Annotated in this window: 18 protein-coding genes; 11 read left to right on the forward strand and 7 right to left on the reverse strand. The window is 55.1% G+C overall.

Annotation, left to right across the window (positions count from 1 at the left end):
- Nucleotides 1-12: 12 nt before the first annotated feature.
- Entirely contained in the window at nt 13-1,956 is a 1,944-nt protein-coding gene (locus OSO_RS44540) for a HAMP domain-containing sensor histidine kinase (RefSeq protein ID WP_083842939.1), read from the reverse strand.
- Between the two features lie 102 nt (nt 1,957-2,058).
- A complete protein-coding gene (locus OSO_RS0121745; protein ID WP_010585236.1) occupies nt 2,059-3,393 on the reverse strand; it encodes a sigma-54-dependent transcriptional regulator in 1,335 nt (444 codons plus the stop codon).
- A 400-nt stretch (nt 3,394-3,793) separates the two neighbouring features.
- On the opposite strand from OSO_RS0121745, the gene OSO_RS52295 reads away from it, so the two are divergent.
- The 8 genes from OSO_RS52295 to OSO_RS44555 all read left to right on the forward strand — a co-directional run bounded on the left by OSO_RS52295 (nt 3,794) and on the right by OSO_RS44555 (nt 12,772).
- Nucleotides 3,794-3,919, forward strand: coding sequence for a hypothetical protein (locus tag OSO_RS52295; protein WP_261340389.1), 126 nt, complete (start codon nt 3,794-3,796; stop codon nt 3,917-3,919).
- A gap of 690 nt (nt 3,920-4,609) precedes the next feature.
- Nucleotides 4,610-5,062 (forward strand): hypothetical protein, encoded by a 453-nt coding sequence (locus OSO_RS0121765; protein WP_010585238.1) that lies wholly within the window; start codon nt 4,610-4,612, stop codon nt 5,060-5,062.
- Nucleotides 5,063-5,499: 437 nt separating this feature from the next.
- Nucleotides 5,500-5,580, forward strand: coding sequence for a K(+)-transporting ATPase subunit F (kdpF, locus tag OSO_RS52670; protein ID WP_083842940.1), 81 nt, complete (start codon nt 5,500-5,502; stop codon nt 5,578-5,580).
- A 137-nt stretch (nt 5,581-5,717) separates the two neighbouring features.
- Entirely contained in the window at nt 5,718-7,532 is a 1,815-nt protein-coding gene (gene kdpA, locus OSO_RS0121775; RefSeq protein ID WP_010585239.1) for a potassium-transporting ATPase subunit KdpA, read from the forward strand.
- Nucleotides 7,533-7,739: 207 nt separating this feature from the next.
- Nucleotides 7,740-9,929 (forward strand): potassium-transporting ATPase subunit KdpB, encoded by a 2,190-nt coding sequence (kdpB, locus tag OSO_RS0121780; RefSeq protein WP_050986174.1) that lies wholly within the window; start codon nt 7,740-7,742, stop codon nt 9,927-9,929.
- Nucleotides 9,930-10,076: 147 nt separating this feature from the next.
- A complete protein-coding gene (locus OSO_RS49980; protein ID WP_010585241.1) occupies nt 10,077-11,096 on the forward strand; it encodes a potassium-transporting ATPase subunit C in 1,020 nt (339 codons plus the stop codon).
- Between the two features lie 232 nt (nt 11,097-11,328).
- A complete protein-coding gene (locus OSO_RS0121795; RefSeq protein ID WP_010585243.1) occupies nt 11,329-11,784 on the forward strand; it encodes a hypothetical protein in 456 nt (151 codons plus the stop codon).
- Between the two features lie 124 nt (nt 11,785-11,908).
- The gene (locus OSO_RS44555; protein WP_010585244.1) at nt 11,909-12,772 is read left to right on the forward strand and encodes a carbonic anhydrase; all 864 of its coding nucleotides are present in this window, start codon (nt 11,909-11,911) and stop codon (nt 12,770-12,772) included.
- A gap of 57 nt (nt 12,773-12,829) precedes the next feature.
- Here the strand turns inward: OSO_RS44555 and OSO_RS0121805 are convergent, their stop codons facing one another.
- The 3 genes from OSO_RS0121805 to OSO_RS0121820 form a co-directional block, all read right to left on the reverse strand.
- Nucleotides 12,830-13,675, reverse strand: a complete 846-nt coding sequence (locus OSO_RS0121805; protein WP_010585245.1) for a PDZ domain-containing protein — start codon at nt 13,673-13,675, stop codon at nt 12,830-12,832.
- 109 nt (nt 13,676-13,784) lie between these two features.
- Nucleotides 13,785-15,209: a hypothetical protein gene (locus tag OSO_RS0121810; protein WP_157605379.1), complete on the reverse strand. Its 1,425-nt coding sequence runs from the start codon at nt 15,207-15,209 to the stop codon at nt 13,785-13,787.
- 162 nt (nt 15,210-15,371) lie between these two features.
- Entirely contained in the window at nt 15,372-16,799 is a 1,428-nt protein-coding gene (locus OSO_RS0121820; RefSeq protein WP_010585248.1) for a hypothetical protein, read from the reverse strand.
- Between the two features lie 281 nt (nt 16,800-17,080).
- Here OSO_RS0121820 and OSO_RS0121825 point away from each other — a divergent pair, with 281 nt between their 5' ends.
- Nucleotides 17,081-18,361, forward strand: a complete 1,281-nt coding sequence (locus OSO_RS0121825; RefSeq protein ID WP_010585249.1) for a MotA/TolQ/ExbB proton channel family protein — start codon at nt 17,081-17,083, stop codon at nt 18,359-18,361.
- Between the two features lie 72 nt (nt 18,362-18,433).
- On the opposite strand, the gene OSO_RS0121830 is transcribed toward OSO_RS0121825, so the two are convergent.
- Complete coding sequence (locus OSO_RS0121830; RefSeq protein WP_010585250.1) at nt 18,434-19,087, reverse strand: response regulator transcription factor; 654 nt, start codon at nt 19,085-19,087, stop codon at nt 18,434-18,436.
- A gap of 115 nt (nt 19,088-19,202) precedes the next feature.
- A complete protein-coding gene (locus tag OSO_RS44560) occupies nt 19,203-20,291 on the reverse strand; it encodes an ATP-binding protein (protein ID WP_010585251.1) in 1,089 nt (362 codons plus the stop codon).
- 397 nt (nt 20,292-20,688) lie between these two features.
- Between OSO_RS44560 and OSO_RS48380 the strand changes: the two genes are divergently transcribed.
- Together OSO_RS48380 and OSO_RS0121855 are read left to right on the forward strand one after the other, a co-directional pair.
- The gene (locus OSO_RS48380; protein ID WP_010585252.1) at nt 20,689-21,918 is read left to right on the forward strand and encodes a RidA family protein; all 1,230 of its coding nucleotides are present in this window, start codon (nt 20,689-20,691) and stop codon (nt 21,916-21,918) included.
- 332 nt (nt 21,919-22,250) lie between these two features.
- Nucleotides 22,251-23,699, forward strand: a complete 1,449-nt coding sequence (locus OSO_RS0121855; protein ID WP_010585254.1) for a hypothetical protein — start codon at nt 22,251-22,253, stop codon at nt 23,697-23,699.
- The last annotated feature ends 78 nt before the right edge of the window (nt 23,700-23,777 follow it).

Below are 23,777 nucleotides of genomic sequence, written 5' to 3' on the forward strand. Positions count from 1 at the left end.
TCTCCTGCAGAATTATCGCACGGGCTCGGAAGCAGGACCGCCCGATCGCGCAGCCCCTTCCCGTGGAAAATCGTCGACGACAGTCGGCAGTCGGATGTGGAAGGCGGTACCGATGCCGGGCTGACTTTCGCACGAGACAGTGCCACCATGCGCGGTGACGATTTCATTGACAATAGCCAGACCAAGCCCTGTGCCGCTGCCTCGGCTTTGCCCGGGAACACGAAAGAATTTTTCGAAGACATGGGGCACGTATTCCGGGGGAATGCCAGAACCGGTGTCCTTCACTGACAAGATGATGTCGCGACCAACTAGCTCGGCTGACAGGCTGATCGTTCCGCCGCTGTCCGTATAGGTAAGTGCGTTGTCGAGCAGATTGCTCAACGCATGCCCCATTCGACTTGTATCGACTGCGACTTCAGGAAGAACTCCGGGAACATCCACGATCAACGTCACACTTTTGTCTTGGGCGCGAACACGTACGGCGTCGGCGGCATCTCGCAACAGTGAGGCAGGTGACGCCATCTGCACATCCAGCTGAGGCCGTCCCTGTTCCAGTCGTGCGAGATCCAGAAGGTTATTGACCATGCTCAACAGACGTTCGCTGTTCTCACGCGCATCGAGTAACAGCTCGATCTGCTTCGATGTCAGTGGTCCGGTTGATTCCTCTAACAGAAGATGAACGGCCAGTCGCACACTCGTCAGAGGAGTCTTCAGTTCATGGCTGGCGGTGGCCACGAGATTGCTCTTCATCTGATCCAGCAGACGCAATCGTGTCACGTCCTGCAGCAGGACGGCCGCACCAAGCGTGTGGCCTTGCGTATCACGGATCGTCATAATTCTGGGTAAAAATGCCCGCTCCCAACCGCTCTCGCCAAGCAGGACAATTCGATCGAAGCTCTCTGGCAGATAATCGCGTTGACCGAGCAGCGCTTCTTCGAGTGGTTGGCGCAATGCATCTGGTGGCTGCCAGATGCCAGAAGCGGGTTGCTCCGGTGTTTTCGGCGCCACCCCGAACAGGCGTCGCGCGACCGGATTGGCCATTTCGACTCGGGCATCGGCATCAATGACAAGGACCGCATCGGGAAACGAGTCGATCGTCGCCTGACCAGTCCGTTGAGCCCGCAGTAGATGTGCCGTCTGGGACTGGCGATAGTCTCGAAGGTGACGCGCCATCACATTGAACGCTTCCGCCAGTTGTCCAAGTTCGTCTCGAGAAAACACCGGCACAACTTGATCCAGATTGCCGGCTCGAATTCCCATCACCGCCTGCGTCACCGCCTGGATGGGGCGAAGGGTCGATCGAATTGCATGCCAAGCCAAAAGTCCTGCCAGACACTCGGCAGCGGCAAGGCCGACGCTCAAATAAATTAAAGATGTAGAGGCCGCCTGACTGGCCGCATGGCTGGCCTGCTTCATCTCTCGTTGATTTAGTTGCAGAATATCATCCGCCTGCTGCTTGATGAGCAGAAAGCTGTCGTACAATCCCCCCTTGCCGTAGTACTCCTGGTGAAGCACGGGGCCTGATTGCCCGCTTTCGTAAAACCTGCGGCCTTGCATCCGGTAACGCTCGCTCAGTTCACGCAGGCTTTGTGCCAGTCGATCTTCGACCGGATGGATTGTGACATTGATGTTTTCCACCGCCAGCGCGTGCTCGAAAGATTCCCAGTTCGAGTCGAAGTGCATTCTGGCGTTTTCTGACAACTTCGTTCGTTCCGTCGCGTCTTGCAGTCCGTGTGAAACAAGCTGGAACTGGAATGACGAATCGATCCGTTCCAGCGCCTCTTTCAATTCCTGCATCGCAACGACGCTGTCGTAATTCTCACGCAGAATTACATCAATGCTGCCGCCAAGATGGCGCAACAGGAACACACCGGCGCCGCCCATCACTGCCAAGAGGATCAACAGGGGAAGTAGCGTCAGCAGAATACGCTGGCGAAGGGTGATCGACATATTCATGGAGAATCACTTTTCGGAGATCGGCGCCGGGCGGCCTGTTCAAACAAGCGGTCGGACTCCAAGAAGGCGAGGTTGAGTCGAAATCCAATTTGCGAGGAGCATTCAGAACCCATATCGTTTTCGCTTTCGATAAAGCGTGCTGGGATCAATTCCCAGGATTTCTGAAGCCTCTTCCAAACTCGATCCATTCTCCAGCACACGCTGGATATGCGCGGACTCCAGTTGTTCAAGAGTCATCGCTCCGCCGACTTCCATCACAGGCTGTGGTCGCTCGGCCCCAATCTGCGCGGGAAGCTCCGCCAATCCCACTTCGGGACTGGTTGCCAGGATCACACCGCGTTCAATTGCATTACGCAATTCTCGTACATTGCCCGGCCAGGGATATTTCATAACGGCGGCGCGAGCCTCTGCCGTAAAGCCTTTGATTCCTTTTCCGTTTTGCCGCGCAAAGAATTGCAATAAATGGTCAATCAATGTCTCAAGATCCTTTCGTCGCTGCCTGAGCGGCGGCAGAAAAATCTCGAAAACATTCAGCCGATATAGCAAATCCTCGCGAAATGTACCCGCTGCCACAGCGGCCTGCAGGTCACGATTTGTGGCAGCAAGAATTCGAATGTTGCAGAGGCGGGTCCGCGCCTCTCCCACGCGTTCATACTGTTTATCTTGCAAGAGTCGCAGTAGCTTCGGCTGAAGCGCCGGTGGAAGATCCCCAATCTCGTCCAGAAACAACGTGCCGCCTTCAGCCACAGCGACTTTCCCAAGCGTCTCCAGAACAGCCCCCGTGAATGCTCCCCTGGCGTGACCAAACATTTCACTTTCCAAGAGGTCTGCAGAAAGACTGGGGCAATGGACCGTTACAAATGGGGCTTCCGATCGCTGACTTCGCGCATGAATGGCTCGGGCGACAACTCCTTTGCCCGTACCGCTTTCGCCACGTAGAAGAATCGTCGCTTCGGTGGGTGCAGCACGAAACGCCAGGTCGAGCGCCTGACGCATCGAAGGCTCGTCAGTCTCTAAATCCACTTCCGGAAAAATGGACTTTACGCGTTCCTCTAATTCTTCGACGTGAGACTGCAATCGACGGAGGCGCGAAACACGATCCAGCACAATGCGGATCTCGGCAGGCGTAAATGGCTTAGGAAGGAAATCGATCGCTCCACGTCGCATTGCATCGACCGCAATTTCAATCGTGGCATAGGCCGTAATCACCACGACTGCCAACCCTGGCGTCAGCCGCAATAAATCAGGAAGAACGTCCAACCCGCGTTCTTTCCCCAGCCGAACGTCCAAGAAAGCGACGTCAAAAAGACCATGTGCCAGATTATCGAGCGCTTCAGAACTGTCGCGTGCTTCGGTGACCTTATGATTCATGGTCTCGAGGGCCATTCGAATCGACTTTCGCAATCCCGGATCGTCGTCGATCAGCAAAATGTTCATAGGCTTCACCTTTTCAGTCGCTGGGCACACGCGGAATTGGCTGTGAGCGTTTCACGGTCAACAATACGGTCTTGAGTAACAAACCCCGATTGTGCCCCTGAAAATGACGCGTCACTTCGGGTGTTTCTCCCATCCTTCTGCTGCATTCTGCCGAGGCGATCGTGCGAATCACAGTGTCGCGCATCTGGCACGTCCCAAGCCGAGCAATCAAACTCTCCCGTGCCGCACTCGTCGCATCGAGTTTGTTTGGTCGGCATAAAACCTGCTACAGCGTATCTGAAATTCGCCCCCAGCCTCGACGATCGGACGTATCAGGTCGAGTTGAATCACTTCTTTGTGACATTGAATCCACGTTCATCATCTTTGCAATTCTCGGCGTCTTCTGAACGGGAGTAGGAGTATGCTGTTTCATCTGTTTCTGGACTTGGCAGCGCTCATGGGCGTCCTGGCTGTGTTCGCAATCGCAGAAAAATGCTGGGAACACATGCGATCCAAATCGGATCAGTACGCAGCAACCAAAGACTAAGACGCCCCCGATCCGTCAGTCATTAGAAACTTCCATACCGTTCCCATCCACTCGGCTAACCGCCCTGCGCCGAGCCCCAAACAACGAACCACAACCCAATCCCCAATAAAGACTTACACCGCACCGCAAGCTCAGCGGCGCGTCGCTCTTTTGCTCAAACTGCGAACGACCACACGCTCCAATTCTCATGAGCGGATCTTGCAATTTGCCCGCAGCATCGGGCAAATTGCAATCCAGGTGAACCCGGTTCAAAGTGGCCCTTCGACGTTTTGCGCCAGTCCCGCAACTGGTTACGACTCGCCTTGTCATCTCGGCACGTCGCTTGCGTTGTGACGTTTGAATTGCCGCGAAAGGTCATCGCACGACGAATGGACGATAGCCACCAAGAGGCGCTCGCCCTTTCCACAACTTGCCATGCAACGAGCTGATCGCGAAAGCGGTTGAGCCCTGCAGCTGGACGCTGAAACCATGCAGCGCTGCTTGGCGAATGAGCAACACATTGAGGCACCAGCCAGCAACTGATCCAGGTCGTTGCCCGCGATTTCGTCTCGCGCATCACCATCGTGACGTGATCAATGCGCGTTTCAGCCAAGTCTCTGCTGCCTTGCCTTGGCCCGCACTCAAGGCCGACCGAGGACAAACCGCATGTTGGAATCGCGATGACGGGCTACGCACAGATTTGAACGTGCCATGAGTTCGCGAAGACCGAAGCCGCCGATTCTCGTGATTTTAACGGCCCGATTTGGCGACATGTGCGAATCAGCGGTCGTCGTGGGCTCGTGTAGTGATCGAAAGCTCTTATTTGACTTGGATGTCATCATGACCGCTCACAATTCCCGCACTTATTCACTTCTGGTTTGGTTTCGACGAAGTCTCTCAATACTCTTCAAGAGGCTTATCGGAAACAGCACAAAGCTCTCCACTCGTTCAGCTCTCACAGATCGCGATCGCTCTGATCCACTCAGCGAGTCGCTACGACGATGCTGCGAGGCCGAATGCTGGGAACAGAAGTTGAATTACTATGTTTTGTCGCGCAAATCGATGTATATCGTCGAACTTGCCGTTCACCCTTATTCCGACAGCAACCGTCGCGAAGCCGTGCGAAGTCTTGAGCATTTGCTGAGGCAATCGGAACTTCAGTAGGCCTGCATTCGACCGCGAGCGATTGATCCAAGCGTTGTGGATCGAATTCTCTCACGTGCCTGCAATTCGCCCGATTCGTCGGGCACTTTGCAATGAGCCGCGACCCGAACGACAAACAAGAATCAACAACAACACATTACCAAACAACAGTTTACGACAAAACATCAGATGCGGCACAACTCGTGCTTTAGTGGTCTGTTGAAATAACAGGGACTGGCCCAAGAACGATTCACAAACGCAGTGACATCGTGATAGCCAAAGTGCTTGCCCCCCTTGTTTCAACGGGCCGTTTGAGGACCCTGTCTGAAATTACACCTGATGGAGCAGCATCATGAGCTTAGCAATCTGGATTCCAGCGATGGTCATTCTTGGCCTCGTGACTCTCGCCTTTTTGTTCTCGTTTATCCTTGTCTGCGACAAGGTGTGAAAGATCAACCATGCTCGCTCTCGCTGCGTTAGTCACCGTGTTCTTGTTCATTTATCTTCTGGCGGCGCTGTTGCGCCCCGAATGGTTCTAGTGTCTTGTCACCTATCAGACTTCGCCCCAACGGATCGTCGAACTGTCGCGGAACATTCGACCTCATTTCGCACGACCCCGTGGCCCCCGAAATTCAACGTGTGACATTACACAAGTGGCGAAAGGCTGCTTTGCATCATGTGGACTCTGCCAATTCTGATTCTTGCGACCACCATTGTCTTATCGATCCCGCTGGGACGATATCTCGCGTGGATCATTGACGGGCGTTATCACGCTCCCGGCTGGCTGCAATGGTTTGAGCGTCGGATCGATACCGGCCCGCAAGACTGGAAGCAGTACACCATCGCGTTGATGCTATTTAACATCGTGATGTTCGTCTTCGGTTTTGCCGTCCTGCAATCGCAGGCATGGTTGCCGTTGAATCCTGACGGTCGCGGTACGCTGAGTCCCACAACCGTTTTCAATACCGTGACATCGTTCATGACGAACACGAATTTGCAGCATTATTCCGGTGACCAGCATTTGTCACACTTCAGCCAGATCATGTTCATCATTTGGAACATGTTCGTCTCGGCGGCGGTAGGCTTCTGCGCACTCGCCGCGATCATCCGCGGGTTACGTGGAGATGCCCACATGGGCAACTACTACTTGGACATGTGGCGCGTGGTCGTCTATGCGTTTCTGCCGCTTAGCGTCGTCATGGGAATCCTGCTGATGGCCGAAGGTCAGCCGATGACTCTCGACGGGCAAGCCTCCATTGCGACGATCGAGTCTGGTGCCATGGGAACGGCCCCTGATGGCCAGCCGAACCCGCAGATGATTGTTCGTGGCCCCGTCGCCGCCGTGATTCCGATCAAACACCTGGGCACGAACGGGGGTGGATTCTTCGGCGCCAACTCGGCTCATCCCTACGAGAACCCCTCGGCATGGTCCAACATCCTGAGCTGTATCAACATTCTGATTTTTCCGCTGTCACTGATTTTGATGTACGGTCACATGCTGAAGCAGATGCGGCACGCCATTGTGATCTATTCTGTCATGACCGCAATGTTCATGGTGTTGGCTGGCTGGGCCATTTACTGGGATGCCATGCACCCGAATCCCGCTCTGACCGCCCACTTGGCCCAGTCGTATGAGGTTGCCGATCCGACGATCCCAGGAGGAAAGCGAATCATCAACAGCCCGGCGGTCGCAGGACTGCCCGTCGATCAGGAACTGGGGAATCTGGAAGGAAAAGAACTTCGATTCGGCACATCGGCTGGGGCAACATTCGCCGCCATCACGACGGCAGTGACCTGCGGTTCCGTCAACTGTATGCACGATAGCCTGAATCCGCTCGCGGGAATCACGCCCCTGACGGGAATGTGGTTGAACTGCGTATATGGCGGAAAAGGCGTCGGCCTGGTCAACATGCTGGTCTTCCTGATCATTGGCGTCTTTCTGGCGGGACTCATGGTCGGACGAACTCCAGAATATCTGGGAAAGAAGGTCGAAGCGCGCGAAATGAAACTGGCGATGCTGGCTTTCCTGATTCATCCGATCATGGTCCTCGGACCGACAGGACTGTTCGCAGTCATGCCATGGGGAACGGGTGCCACCAACAATCCGGGTGCGCATGGTTTCTCGGAAATTCTGTACGAATTCAGTTCGGCTTCGGCGAACAACGGCTCGGGATTTGAGGGCTTGGGAGATACCTATGGTTACTACGACAATCCGGCCCCAGCCCCGTACAGTCCGTTTTGGGATATCGCGACAGGCTTGGTAATGTTGATCAGTCGGTACATCCCCATCATCGCGCCAATCGCCCTCGCCGCGGGTCTCGCAGCCAAGAGGCCGACACCGTTCACCGCAGGAACACTTCGAACAGACAACGTGACATTCGGCTGCCTGCTGCTGGGCACAGTGTTGTTACTCGGAGCGTTGACGTTCCTGCCGGCAGCCGTGTTGGGCCCCGTGGCGGAACATCTGGGACCAATCCCGTTTGGTGGCTAGCCGTCCATCGCAATCAGGGGGACAGACACCGTTGTCTTCACGATCATTTGGCGTGTTGGAGTCTTTGCGGAGCCCGTCCCCATTTTTTCATCAGGCGGGCAGTGGTATTGCCACCCCGTCCCGACACGTTCTCGAACATGGCCCGTTCACTGATCCATTCAGAACGGCTGACACACTTTTATCGAAAACAGTTCCGTTGAGGTTGCTATGTCTAATAAAGCGATTCCAATTGCCCCACCTCCGAGTACCCCTCCCGAAAGGGTAGTTGCAGAAGCACAGAAGGCGTCACGCCGAGCCAGTCGGCGCAATGGGTTATTCGAACCCAGCTTGCTGAAGGCTGCGTTCATTCAGTCGTTTGCCATGCTGCGTCCCGACATCCAGTGGAAAAACCCCGTGATGTTCGTGGTGGAAGTCGGTACGGTGCTGACCGTCATTTTCACCATTGCGAATCTGATCGGCTATCAGAGCCAGGTCTCGACCGGCTATCTGCTGGCGCTCGACTTCTGGCTGCTTGCGACCGTGCTGTTTGCAAACTTTGCCACAGCCCTCGCAGAAGCACGCGGCAAGGCCCAGGCAGACACCCTGCGCAAAACACGTCGCGAAACGCCCGCCTTTCGTCTGCGTACAAGCGGCCAGCTCGAACAAGTCGCCTCGACGGAACTCAAGACCGGCGACCGTGTCGTTGTCGAAGCCGGTCAAGTTGTGCCTGGCGATGGTGAAATCGTGGAAGGCGTCGCGTCGGTGGACGAATCGGCAATCACCGGCGAGTCGGCGCCTGTCGTCCGCGAAGCAGGGGGCGACCGTTCTGGTGTGACCGGGGGGACACGCGTGCTCTCTGACCGAATCGTCGTCGAGATCACTGCAGGAGCCGGCGCGTCATTTCTCGATCGCATGATCGCATTGGTCGAAGGTGCCATCCGGCAGCGGACACCAAATGAGATTGCCTTGTCACTCGTTCTTTCGGCGTTCACGCTGATCTTTCTGATTGTCACCGCCTCGTTGTGGCCCATGGCCCACAATGCGGAACTCTACATGCAGTCCTACTTGGGTCTCCCACAGCCCCTGAAAAGTCTAGGAACGGATATTCCGACACTGGTCGCCTTGCTCGTGTGTCTGATCCCGACCACGATCGGTGCTTTGCTGGCGGCGATTGGAATCGCCGGGATGGACCGCGCTCTTCGAGCCAACATCCTCGCCAAGAGTGGAAAAGCCGTGGAAGTGGCGGGTGATATCGACACCCTGCTGTTGGACAAAACCGGAACGATCACAATTGGGAATCGCCGCGCAACACAGTTTATTCCGGTGGAGGGTTACACCGCGAAGGAAGTCGGTCGCCTGGCGGCACTAGCCTCGTATGCCGACCAGACCCCAGAAGGAAAGAGCATTGTCGAACTGAATCAGCATTTGATGGGCGACGGTGCCGTCCACCGCCTCGAAGCCGCCATGTCCACCGGCGCTCGTTTCGTGCCTTTCACTGCACAGACTCGAATGAGCGGATTGGATCTGCCCGACGGACAACAGATCCGCAAGGGAGCCCCCGATGCAGTGCTGCGCCGCATCAGAGAAGGGCAGGGCCAGGTGTCAGAGCGCGTGCAGAAGCAAGTTGACGAAGTGGCTTCACGCGGTGCAACTCCGCTGCTCGTGTGCGAAGGAAACAAGCTGGCCGGCATCGTCGTGCTCGAAGATATTCTTAAACCGGGCATGAAGGACCGGTTCGAACGATTGCGCCGCATGGGACTTCGAACCGTGATGGTCACAGGCGACAACCCTCTGACCGCCAAAGCGATCGCAGAACAGGCGGGCGTCGATGACTTCGTGGCACAGGCAACCCCCGAAGCCAAGCTCGATTATATCCGCCGGGAACAGGCCGCTGGAAAACTGGTGGCCATGATGGGAGATGGAACAAACGATGCACCGGCGCTGGCTCAGGCCGATGTCGGGGTGGCGATGAACTCCGGGACGCAGGCCGCAAAAGAAGCCGGCAACATGGTCGACCTGGACAGCGATCCCACAAAATTGCTGGAGGTTGTCGAGATCGGCAAGCAATTGCTGATGACTCGTGGTGCGCTCACGACATTCTCGATCGCCAATGACCTGGCGAAGTACTTCGCAATTGTCCCAGCACTGTTCGCCGCGACTCTGCCTTGGTTGAAAAGCATCGACATTATGGGATTGCATTCAGCGACGTCGGCGATTCTGTCGGCCGTCATCTTCAATGCGATCATCATTCCGCTGCTGATCCCCATCGCACTGAAGGGTGTGACATATCGCCCCGTCGGGGCCGATGCCCTACTGCGAAGAAACTTGCTGGTGTGGGGCCTCGGTGGCGTTATCGTTCCGTTTATCGGCATCAAATTGATCGACCTGACACTTGTCGGCCTACATCTTGCATCGTAACCACTCCGAACCTGTTGAGTTCGTATCGACGGGTTCGGCCAACTTTCGAAAACATCTAAGAGTCGATCACGCGAGCATTGCCTGGCCGCTGAATTCAGCTCGCAAGCTTGGCAATCGACATCGATCAAATTACTGGAAGGTCATCTCATGTTCGTCCATCTTCGCGCCTGTTCGTGGCTGCTTGTCACGACGGTCCTGCTGTGCTGCGTCGGCTATCCATTGATCCTGCTGGCGATCGGCCAAACCGTTTTTCATTCCAAGGCCGAGGGAAGTCTGATTTTCGACCAAAACGGTAAGGCGATTGGCTCGCGTCTGATAGCCCAGCCGTTCAGCGAAGATCAATATTTCCATCCACGCCCCTCGGCCGCGTCGTACAATGCCGCCGCGTCAGGCGCCAGCAACTGGGGTTCAAGCAACTCTCTATTGCGAGACCGCGTCGCGAGAATGCTCGGCCCCATCGTCAAGTATCGCAGTGGACCGAGCAAAGGTCAGCTTGTCGCGGCAGATATCGAGACATGGTTCCAACAGGATCGATTCCAGGATAAGCCCGGCATCGTCGCAGAATGGGCGACCACGCACTCAACGCTCGCTGTCAACTGGGTCAAAGCGGATCCGTTGAACGCGGCATTTGTGACAGCGTGGGAGGCAAGCCATCCCGCGGATCTGGCGCAATGGCAAAAAGACAACCCCGACAACACTAATCCAAAGCCTGAAGACCTGGCCGTGGCGTTCTTCACGAGCTACTCGAAAGAACATCCCGGAACGTTTCCGGCGGGAGTCACGCGTGAAGATTCAACCGACAAAGCCATCCAACCCGCCGCGAAAGGTGCCGACATTCAGTCGATCTTCTTTGACATGTGGCGCCAAGAGCACCCCGACGCAGATCTGGAACAGGTTCCGGGCGACCTGGTGATGGCATCAGGGTCGGGGCTTGACCCGCACATCACGCTGAAGAACGCGCTGTATCAACTGGACCGCGTCGCCACGAAATGGGCAGAAACAACAAATCGGGAACTCACCACGGTCCATCAGGAAATCGAAACCCTGCTTCGTCAGAAGGCGCAGGCCCCCTTGGGCGGCCTTGTCGGCGTTCAACTGATCAATGTGCTCGAGATGAATCTGGCCCTGAAGGATCGATACGTGATGCAGCCCACCGCGGGAAAGTGAGAAGCCCATCGACGCACAAGAGTGAGTGCCAAAACTCTGGAGGCATTGAACACACGTTCAATGCCTCCGCCCGAAAGATGGGATCGACCAGCCGTTCAAACTTGTTCAAGTTTGCCGCGCTGGTCGATCTCTTTCTATCGCAACGATTGTTACGATGGCTGTTCACCTTGAATGACGCCACACCCGGCAGGATTTCAAGATTCGTGGGACCAACTCTCGAAGCGATGCGCCAATGAGCCAGACTTCCACCGGCCTTTCGTCCACAGAATTCACCGTCGATCAGCATCGTTTCCGTGTCGATTTCCGCAGCGAGAATGGGCAGATCTTCGCCTCGCTGACACCCCCGACCGACGAATTGCGGCTGCTCGGCCTGATTTCGATGATCTGGCTAAGGTGGCCACTGCAACTTCTGGAAAGCATCAAATCCGGTGATTCATTCAGTGCGGGTGGCGAGTTCTGTACGATCCACTTCAATGACAATCCAGAAGATCCGGATCTTCCCGCTGGTGTCACCATCGTCGAGGACGACCACTCGCTGACAGTCAATCACGGATTTTTCAGAACTGTGGTCACGCGGTACGCGAGCTTGCATCTTAAGCACGCGGGAATCGAACAGTTTTTATGGCTGGTGCGATTGCCTCCGACTCGGCAAGCCGAGATCCTGTTGATGATCGAGGGTGAACACTAAGCCCCTTTGATACGTCATTTTCGCCCCCGCCACTTGGCAGTGGACCACCTGTTGCCTGCACGTTTTGCTTGCAACTCGCATTCTTCGCACAGCCTTCGTTACGACATTCACAGCGAGCTTCTACATGGATCTGATCTATCGATATGACCCTCATTTGCCGATTTCAGTGGAATGCCCTTCGGATTCCGCTGCCGCCATGCGACTGCTGTGTGATGGCAATCTCCGACTCACGTCGGTTGTGGCACAAATGCAAAAGGCGACCCTGGGCGAAGGTGGCGTCAGCGAAATCGTTGTCCCCATGAGCCCCGTATCGCTTGGCTTGCCATTAGTTGCCGGAGCGGTTTCGACGCAGCGTCCTTATGCCTTGGTACTTGGCTGCTCGGACGCACGTGTCCCGGTCGAGCCCATCTTTGATCAGTCGTTCAATGATCTGTTCGTACTTCGAATCGCGGGCAACGTGTTAGGTACGGAATGCCTCGGCAGTTTTGACTACGCTGTAAGACAGTTCGCCGACAGTCTGAAACTGGTCGTCGTCCTCGGACACACAGGTTGTGGAGCAGTCTCTGCGGCGGTCGAGACCTACCTAAGTCCCACGGATTATGCGGACATTGCGTTTACGCACGCACTCAGGTCACTGATCGACCGAATCATGATCGCCGTTCGCGGTGCGGCCGGCGCTATTCAACAGGTGTGCGGCAGGAAGGTGCAACAACACCCCAACTACAAAGACGCATTGATCGAAGTCGCAGTCTATCTAAATGCAGCGATCACGGCCTTCGATCTTCGCCGCGAAATCGCGGCATTCGGAGGCGGTTCAATGCACGTTGTGTACGGAGTTTACGACCTGGCAACGTTGTTCGTGAGTCCGATCCCCGCCGCCCATCCAACTAAACCAGGTTTTGCGCCCGCGCCACAGCAGGAGAACCTGACCACCTTGGGACAACAACTCGCGCAGGCCGTGGTTGATAAAGGCGTATTGGGCGAGTGACTCGATCTCCGGAATAGCAAATCGCTCCGAAAACAGGAATCCGCAGATGCCCTTATTTCAGAGCCCATACTGCAACAGAAACTTATCGACATCGATCGCATAAGGAGGACAAACCGCATCCACTTTGCCACTCGGAGAGACAATCACGAACAACGGCATCTTCCCCGACGAAACCTTTCTGGCAATTTGGGGATCGAGCCACACATGCCGCAGCCCGTCGATCTGAAAGTTCTGACTGTTCGTGTCAGCCGCATCGACGGATTCATCACAATTGACGGCAATTAATTCGACCTTGTCAAAAATCGTCTCCCGACCAATCAGTGTTTCCAAGGTCTCAAACAGTTCCGCAAGCTCATCGGCGTTCTCTTTCGACCAGAGCATCATCAATACGGCCCGATGCTCGAACTGCTCAAGCGTGAGCGACTCTCGATCAACGATGGACGTGAAGGTGACATCCAACTTCTTTCCAATCAAATGATCTCCGAACAGCCGCCGTCGCTTAAGGGCCACCACCTTCTCTTTCACAAACCGCGACTCCTTCGGCACAACCCGCAAGCGAATTTCAGAATCCAAAGGCCCCCGAATGAGCTTCAGCAGACCATCAAACTCCAGTTCTCGTGCATCCACTTCATCAGCCGTCTCGTCAGCCCTGACCCCAATCAAAAGATCCCCAGGACGAATCTCTCCCGACAGCGCCGCGGGCGTATTTGGAACAACACTCGAAATCTCATACCCCAGAGGCCGCTTCTGCGCAATCAACGCGACACCGACCCCAATGATCGGAGCCGGCGTAACAACGGTGTTCTTGGTTCCTTCTTTCGAATCCGCAGTGTCAGCGGGAATTGCCTCCACGAAACACAACATCAAGAAGGCACACATCGCGAGCGGCACTGGCAATTGCATTGAGATGACCTCCATTGAAGCGAACCGTAGCTTGATGAAGTATGTGGAACAGGTACCTTGGTCTTCACGATGTGATGTCACCTTTGAACCTGAGTGGAAACCGTCCCGATTATTCGTTGACACCTTCCAATAATTCGCTGGTGGTCTTACGGGCCCCGACTTGGACATCGTAGCCGAGATCAAGGGGCGATTTGCCGTCAATTTTGCCGTCGTCATTGACTGCGTTGTCGCCGACGCTCCAGATGACGACTCCCCCGTTGGGATCGCGACGATAGCGGATCGCAGATCCTGCGGGGTCCATCGCATCACGAGGAATCTCAGGCAGAATCGTAGGAACAAGCTGTTCAAGCGATTCGGAAAATACACCGTGGACACGCTGGTATTCTTGAGCCGCTAAGAGAGCGAGTACCATCTCCTGTCTCGTTTGAGCCCTTAAGCACCACATGTCGATCTGTTGATCAGAACTCGACAAACTCCGAAATCTTGAGCGGAAGAGTATCGCCTCGTCGGCGCGAGCCAGAGCGACAGAACTCATCTGTCCCCGTGCTAGACGGCGGTCTGGCTCATCCTCGAACACAAGTCGCCTTGAATGTGCCAGAGGACGACGCAAGTAGCGAGGCTTGTCGAGTTCCGGTACCGTATTGGCAAGCAGTTGTCGCTCCAACCGCAGTGTCAGTTCCGGCTCGGCAGTGCTCCAGGAAGAAATGTATTCGCATATCGACATCGGGACCTGCACCAGCGGTCGCCCCGGGATTGCATTTCGAAAATCGAACGCACGCAATGAATTCCTTAAGACGAGGTAGTCCGCTTTGACGGAATCCGAGGCAGGAAAGCGACCGACCAGTGACTTCATCAGATCTCTGCGAGCCGTCTGAATTTGGTCAACGGTTAAGTCAGGATTGCAGGCCCACTTGACAATTCCATCGAATGCGACTTTCCGGACGGCGTGCCCCATCATACAGCACATTGACAATCCCGGTTTTTCCACATGATTCGCACTCCTGATTGCGGCCAAGTGGCAGTCCCAAGCGAGGTCGAGATTCCCCTGACGCTCATAGAGTTCTGCTTCCGACTCGGCGAAATCGACCAAGCGGCGCAGGTCCTGCTGGAATGACAAGCTCGTATTAAAGTCTGCCGTCTTCAGTGAGGGGCCGTTTGCGTGTGGCATTGCTCCGGCGGCTTGATACTCGGCCATAATGTCGCGTCGGTCGATCAACCACTGTTGAAATCGCTTCTCCCAATCTGCGTCTCGTTTGTCTTCATCGACCCAAAACGACACCGTGTAATCCCCAATTGGATGCCGACGCAGACTCGCCAGAATTGCAGCATACTTGACGAACGCATCCCCATCGGAAGGAAGGGCGTCGTGACTGACGGCCTCAACATCGAACGGCAGCACCACGTCCGGGATCTGCCATAAGCAGCTCCAACGAGAGATAACAGGCATACACGGACACGCGACAAGGAGGACGATTAGCCAGGTCCGCGATGACCAGTTCCATGGCTTCCACCACCACTGCCGAAGTAATTTCATAGTGAAAGTCACCTAACGCACCACCCCGGCGACAAGACATTTCGACTTTTTCATTCAAGAATAACCCAATCGTCCAGACGAATTCCACCGCTAGAAGATTTTGAGCACACCCAACGCAATTTGAATGGAGACTGACCTACAAGAGCCGATTTCGTGGTCGGACTACTTCTGGGCCCGAGACGGATGGTCGGTTGTCGCTTCGGTCAGGGGCTTTACGCGGATGTGATAGCCAATGTCATCAAATGTTGGACTGTCGATATTGCCATCGTCATCAACTTCGTTCTGCCCGATGCTCCAAACGATCGCTTCTCCATGGGCTTCGCGACGGTAACGAATCGGAGCCCCTGTGACATCCATCGGGTCAAAGGGAATCTCGTTCAGGAAGTCGGGGACAAGCTCGGCAAGCAACTCGGGGAACTCTCCGTGGATTCGCTGATATTCCTGAGCGGCCAGCAGGACCATGATCATCGTCGCACGCGCGTCTCCACGCTGCAGAGCAAGATCGAGATGAAGATCTGCCGAATAAAATTGCCGATTGCCGTAAAATGGAAAGGTGCTCTCAATCGCTCGCACCAGACTTATCGCATCGAGCTGACCGCGTTGACGAGGAGCTTGAGGATCGAGTTCAAAGACGAGCCGAGTGGATGCTCGCTGCTTTCGGCGTATATGTTTGGGCTTTTCAGGTTCCGTCCCTCGATTTACTAGACATTGCCGCTCCAGTCTTAGCGAGAGCTCCGGCTCGCCGACGCACCACAAGAGAAATCGCTTAAAGCCCAAAATTGGTCCGGAGACCGCCGGATGGGGAATCATCTGATTCGCCAATTCCGGATCGCGCGCACTGTTCCTCATCACAATGTATTCCACCCTTCCCATATCTGACATACGCACACGGCGAGTCAAAGCCGTGGCAATGTCTCTGCGCGCAGTCCGCAATTGCTCAGGTTTGAGCACCGAATGGCTCGCCCAATTCGACACCCCCTCGTAGGAAAGACTTCTTGTGGTGCTCCCAATCAGACAACAGAGCGCGAATCCAGGTTGTTCGACATGTACGCCACTCCGTACCCCTGCCAGATAGCACGCCCAAGCCTGATCCAGGTTCCCCTCCCGCTCGTACAGCGACGCTTCGGCAATCGCGAACCTGACCAGCCCGCGGAAGTCCTGATGAGGTGAAAGGGGAACATTGTAGTCTGCCGTTTTCAGCGAAGGACCACCCGCCTGCGGCATCGCACCCGCCGCCTGGTATTCGGCAAGGATGTCGCGGCGATCGATCAGCCACTGATTGAATCTCGCGTCCCCCAATCCTTCTAGGTGACTGACATTGAAGTCAAAGTCTGTCGTGGACTTACCGGGTTCGAATTGACGAAGACTCTTCACGACGTCCACATATTTCGCAAAGGCATCTTCCTCGGGCGGAACCTCTGCACGAATCACAGACTCGATATCAAAAGGAACTGCGATATCAGGAACCTGCCACAAACAGATCCAACGTGAGACGAACGGCGACGCAAGTAACCCCAGGACGATCGCGAATAGCCAGGTCCTCGACGACCAGTTCCAAGGCCACCAACGTCGCCATCGAAGAAATGCCATGTTGAAAACATCTCTGTTGAACCACTCAAACAAGACATCCCGCCTTAACTCTATTGAAGAATAGCCGAATCGTCGAGGTATTTTCCACCGGCAATGAACTCTGCTCCCCCTGACACACGTCAGGAAAAACAGAACACGCTTCGATGCTTTACTCACCGAACAGCCTGACAGACAAAGCGGCGACATTCAGATAGAACCCGCGCGTCGCTGTTCGATACCAGAAGGACGGCACGGCCGTGACAACAGAGAGTTGTACCACGACAAAATCTATCGAAAGGCCGATGACGATGTCCGAGAACCGTAAATCCTGGTCACTTTTGAAGACCGATCCTGCATTGGTCCTGGCACTCGGCAGTACGGTCGTCTTCTACTGCATCGTACTGCAACCGGCGATGCATGGGACACTGCTGGCCCGGTACACGTCAGAACACGCCGTCGAATATGTCATCGTGACGCTGTTCTTTTGGGGCATGTTCGACATCATTCTAAAGCTCCTGGCACTCCCGCGTGAGTATCTCGCGACGCGACACGAGTGGATTCCGCCGAAGGTCGGCCGCGAACCTGCGTCAAAGTCTGTCGAGCTGCTGGCGCATGTGCGGAACAACTCTGCCTGGCTATTGGCCTCGCGCACAGGCCGAAGACTGATCAACGCATTGACCTTTGTTGCAGAGAAAGGTTCAGCAGCCGATTATCGAGAGCACCTGCAGCACCTTGCGGACCTGGATGATCAGGAATCTCATACCAACTATACCGTTCTCCGTTTCGTGATTGCCGTGACGCCGATTCTGGGCTTTTTGGGAACGGTGGTGCACTTTGGGGCCGCGATCGGAGGCTTTTCATTCGAGGACATGGAAGCGAAGCTGCCCGAAATCGTCAGTGGAATGGGAACGGCATTCAACACGACCAGCGTCGCCCTGGCCACGGCCATGACGATGATGTTCGCAATGTTCCTTTGTGAACGGGTCGAGCTAAGCGTTGTGGCCTCAATCGATCGCCTGATCGATCATGATTTGCTGCACCGGTTCGAAGTGAAGGATGCCAACATTGTTCCGTTCCTGGCCGTGATTCAAACGGCCAACCGGGAGGCACTGGACGGAATTGCGCGGACATCTCAGGAACAGGTGAAGATCTGGACCAAAGGTCTCGACGTGTTGTTCGAGCATTTCGCAGAGCGCCAGCGATTGGAACTGCTACGAGAACAAGCATCGTTCGATGCGTTGCGGCAGAGATACGAGAGCTTCGAATCCCAGCGTGAGGATCAAATGCGGCAATTTTTTGCCCTGATCGACAAGCGGCACGACGAGAACTGGGCTCAGATCCAACTGGCGTTGGACCGAGCCAGCATGTTCCGCGAAGATGTCAGCCAACTCCTGCAAGCCATGAATGCCATCGCCCGTGGAGAAGGGCGGCTCGTCGAGCTGCAGACGTCTCTGGCCGATAACCTGCGACTACTCAACGATTCCAGTCAGATCGATTCGGCGCTGCACGGTCTCACGGCAGCCATCCATCTGATCACATCGCGAAGTCGAACAATTGGGATGTCGGATTCCGCGGCCGCATAGACTCATTTGCGGATCGCAGGCGGCACGTCAACAAGCCCCCGACAACAATCGAACACGTGGGAGAAACCAAGACTATTCCTCGCGGAGCCACCCCTTTCGAATTGCATAACGAACGATGTCGGCACGTCCGCTCAGCCCCAGCTTCAGCACGGAGCGAGACTTGTAGGTCTCGATTGTTTTGATACTGACGCCCAGCCGAGCGGCGATCTCCTTATTTGAATAACCCTGGGCAATCAGCCGAAGCACTTCGTCTTCTCGTTCGCTCAGATTTCCATCCGACTCGTCGACGACAGCAGGGCGAGGTGCCTGGATTTCTCCAACGAGGTCGTCGATCACCAGCGGATCAAGATATCGGCCACCTGTCACCGTGGTACGAATCGCTTTGATCAGTTCATCGGCGGCGGACCGCTTGAGCAAATAACCTGCCGCCCCCAACTTCAGTACCCGCTGCATGTAGTTGCGGTCTTCGTTGGCGGTCAGTACAAGCAGTTTTGCTTCAACGCGAGCGGCGCTGATCTGAGACACCAGTTCGATTCCATTGAGAATCGGCATGCTGATATCGATGATTGCCACATCGGGAGACAGTCGCAGAATCAGATCAATGGCGTCTGCACCATTGGCGGCTTCGCCCGTCACCTCCATGTCCTGCTGCGCATTGATCAGCATCGTCAGTCCGTCACGCACGACCCCGTGGTCATCCGCTACGACAATTCTCAACTTTTTCATTTATGCCTCATCTCGCCGCATCGGCGAGCATTCGGAACGACAACATCAACCAGACATCTGGATCGGATACATGCTTCGCGACTTCTGAGGATTGTTGGAGTCGGACCTCGCGTTTTCAACAGGCCGCGAGCGGGACTCTCGCAAAAACCGTAGTGCCCGTCCCTGGAATGGATTCGATTTCCAGGCTGCCGCCGACCGCTTCAATCCGTTCACGCATCCCGAGTAACCCCAGCCGCTGCCGGGGGCCCTGAGAATGAGGATTGGATTCGGGATCGAATCCAACTCCCTGATCTTCGACAATCATCAATATATCCAACTCATTTCGCCTCAAGATCACGCTGACACGTGGCGTTTGTGCATGCTTGGCAACATTGGTTAGTGCTTCTTGCAACGTTCTATAAAGGGCCGTTTCAATCTCTGCCGGAATTCGTTCGCCCTCCATCCCGACACACTCAACATCCGCTGGAATACTGGTCCGAGCAGTCCAGGTCTTCAGATAGCCTTGCATAGCAGTTTGCAGACCAAGTTCATCCAGCGCAGGGGGACGCAGTTCCTGGGCCAGATGATGCATCTCTAGCGAGACTTGATCGAGCAGTTCGTGCAGCGCCTTGAATTGCCGCTTGGCCGCAGAATCCGTCTTCACAGCATCCTCGAGACACTTCAATCCTAAATGCAAGGCCGTCAGATCCTGACCACACTGATCGTGCAGTTCGCGAGAAATGCGTCGGCGTTCTTCTTCTTGCACACTGACAAGTCGCCGTAGCAGACTCACCTGTGTCTGCTGTGCCTCGCGCCGCTCGTTGACCTCGTGCTCGAGATTCTGTTGGTGCTTTCGCAATTCCGCGGCGATCCCATTCGCTCGCCGATTCGCAGACCTCAATGATTCGCTAAAAACGGCACTTGAGATGCCGATTACCAAATACAAGGCAGTCCCCACTTGCGCATCGAGACCATAGATGGCGATCGATCCACGGGGATTGGCGAAGAAAAATGCCACAGACAGAAACCCCAAGACAACAGCAACTAAAGACGGACCGAGTCCTCCGTACCAACTGTTAAAGACAATCGCGAACAGAAACGTAACCTGCGGATACTGGTCGCCCAGAATTGGATCAAGCCCTTCACGCAGCACGATTGCGACGCCGACCGACACGATTGCGACACAATAGCTGACCAGTTTCGAATCTCTGATACGCGATAACACGGACTTGCTTGCCTTGTCGAATGAATGCACGAACGGACACGTACGGGGTCAGTAGGTTTAGGTACCTTAGTGTAGACTTGAAGGTCCTCTTCAGGAACTTGGCTGTGTCGGATCGCAGCAACTCGATGACCTGGAACGTTCATCAGTTGTCATCGCCGCTCACGCCATCTCCACCGTACCGACTCACAGCGGGACGGATGATTCTCCGAACATTCCGAATGCTCAAGCTGTCGCAACCGCATTCGTCTGAATTCCATCGTCAATGGTCGCAGTGACGTTGATGGGTATTTCGCAATCTGGCGGACTCGGATGGTTGGGCGGCAATTGAGTGATTCGTTAGGATCTCGTGAGTGCGACCGCAACTTTGAACCACATCAATTCATACGGAACACAACGAATGCACAAGGACTTTCTGGCACCCAAAAACCATTGCGGCGGTGCATCTGGCAGCGGGACGCAGGCGGTTCGAGCGGGAAACTTGATTCTCGTCGGTGGGCAAATGTCTCTGGACGAGCAGGGGCGAGTTGTCGGGGATGACATCGCCACGCAGACGCGAAATGCACTGGAATCGCTGAAGCGAGTCCTCGCCGAGGCGGGTGCCACGATGCGGGACGTCGTCAAGCACAACATCTACTTCCAGTGCGAAGGTGATGACGAAGCCGTCTCAACGTTCCTGAATGAAATCGACCGAGTGCGGCTTGAGTACTTCTCTGCACCTGGTCCCACGACAACCGAAACGCGCGTCGGACTTGACCGCGAGGGTGCGATGATTCAGATCGATGCCTGGGCCGTTGTCGGCGAGGCGAAAGAACGGCTGATGCCACCTGGTCATTGGAATTGGAGCAAACCGATGCCATTCTCGCACGGGTGGAAAGTCGGCGACATGGTTTTTGTCGGTGGACAGCGTTCGCTGGACGAAAAGGGAAATGTCCAGGGAATCGGCGATATCGAGATCCAAACGGACCATGCCTTCCGTAACCTCGACACGCTGCTACGCGCGGCCGGCGGAGATCGAAACACCCTGATGCGACAGAACACGTACTTCCGGTTTTATGGCCAAGGTCGCGAAGTGACCGACTACTGGGAGAAAATGACAAACGTTCGACGACGTTACATGTCCGTGCCGTCTGCCGCAGGAGCGGGACTTCGCATCACAGGGTTTCCAAACTCGTCGGAACTGATTCAGGTCGAAGGAATCGGAGTGCTGGGAGAGGACAAACAGCGATTGCAGCCAGAGAACCACTGGGACTGGAGCATCCCCAACACACAGTTCACGCAAGGTTGGCGGATCGGCAAGTGGGCTTTTATCGGCGGACAAATCTCGGCCGACAATCGTGCAAAGGCCGTTGGCAAGGACATGGAAACTCAGACGCGCAATGTCTTCCAGTTCATCCGCAACGTGATGGCCGAAGGAGACCTGGACGAAAGTGACGTTGCCAAGCTGTATATCTATTATCACTGCGATGGTGATTGGAATCAGATCGCTCAAACCAAGGCGACAATTGAGCGAGTCCAGCGTGAGTTCTACCCCGCCCCAGGCCCGGCCGTAACTGCGATCCGTGTGTCTGGCTTCGCGTTCGAAGATCTGCTGATTGAAATCGAAGCGTTTGCAATCAGTCGCGACTGACGCTCGATCATCTCTTCATCCAGCCTGTACAAAGTTCAGTGATCGATTGATTTTCGACAATTGAATTGGCACTCTACGTGAAGCCGATTGTTCGAACGTCTGAAATTTCGCGGGACACCTTATTTGCCCGCGAAGTGAAGGCCGTCATCCCACAATCGCCATCACCGATTCACCGTCAAATCTGCATGCTGGACACAACGTCGCCCGCAATATTGGCGGAATTGCACGGTACAACGCGAACATCACATCTTCAGGCGTGATCCCTTCCCCTCTAAGGGGCGAAGGGATCACGCACCCGATACGGTTTGTCTTTATTACAACGAGAATGAATTATGCGAGCTTCCGCGGTCTTGTTGCTGCCCTTTGTTGTTGCATGTCAGGTCGCAACTGGCATCGCCGCTGATCCGATTGCCTGGCTGCCAGGCGACATCAACGCTGTGGCCCGCATCAACGTGGCCGACATCTATAAAAGTCAACTCGCAATCAAAGAAGGTTGGCTCAAGAAATCGACTGAAGCATTCATCCAACAAGAGGCTTTTGTCCCACCAGGCACGAGTCTGATTTTGACGGGCGCGGATCTCGAGATTTCCAACGGCGTGACCGCAACTCGAACGTTTTCCGTACTAGTTCCTGATAAACAAATGACGCTGGAAACGCTGTCGACATGGGTTCCGGGCCGGTTGGAGCAATTCTTGGGGAAGCCGCTGGGAAACTTTGGAAGCAACGGCTATGTGGCAGATACGGGCGACGGATACTGGCTCACCAACGGATCTTCCAATCGCCAAATGATCACACGATGGCTGAAGACCGGAGTGACACCAGGAGCACCTCAGTTGTCAGACTATCTTAAATCCGCATTGAATTCGAAAGATTCAACGGCTCAGTTGTTGATGGCGATCGACCTGCAGGACAACTTTTCGGGACAGGCCATTACCGAGGAATTGAAGGCGACCGATTGGTTTAAGACCGACTTTGATGCCGAGACGATCGCAAAAGTCCTCGAAAGAGTTCAGGGAATCACGATCGCAATCACAGTCAGCGATACGGCACTGGGGCAAGCGACTGTCGATTTTGGAATCGACACTACGCCCCTGAAACCGGTTATGGATCAGCTCGTTGCAGCGGTCCTCGAGCACGCCGGCATCTCCGATAAGGAGGTCGAAAACTGGAAATGGATCACGAAAGGCAAACAGGTCATCGGGAACGGCCCTGTGGCTCCCGGTGCCGGACGTCGTTTGGTATCGATTCTCGAACCTCCCTCAATCACAATGTCGATCGCAGCCAAGCCAGCCGACGCAGGCAATGCGGCCACGCCGGACGCAGATCTGGTCCAGAAGGTTTCGCTCAAATACTCCAAATCGATCCAAGTGCTGCTGGAAGATCTGCGAAAGGAACTTAGCGCGACGAACCGTATTAACACGAACATTGTTCTGCGATACGCACGCAAGATCGATAACGTGCCGACGCTGAATGTCGACGGCGCCTTGCTGGATTTCGCCGCAAAGGTGAGCAATTCTCTGCGATATCAATCACAAAGCATTCGGATGAATAATCTTGGTGCGATCACACAAAAAGCCAACTCATTTGGAACGACTTACTACGGTGCGAACAACAACGGGTATGTGGGCTCTTATACGGCTGGCCCTGGCGTCGGCATGTCGATCGATGCCTCAAACCGGCAGGCCTCACGTGCGGTCGTCTATTCAGAATGGAAGCAAATCGAAGATGGACTGGTCGCTCTTCGTCGCGCGATGACCGAGAAATACAAAGTCCAATTCTAGACCACGAAGATGCTCTTCACCGAAGCTTTCCCTTCGCAGACAATCGAGCAACCCTCTATTCAGTTCGTTTTTTGAACG

The sequence above is a fragment of the Schlesneria paludicola DSM 18645 genome (genome assembly GCF_000255655.1).
GTDB lineage: Bacteria > Planctomycetota > Planctomycetia > Planctomycetales > Planctomycetaceae > Schlesneria > Schlesneria paludicola.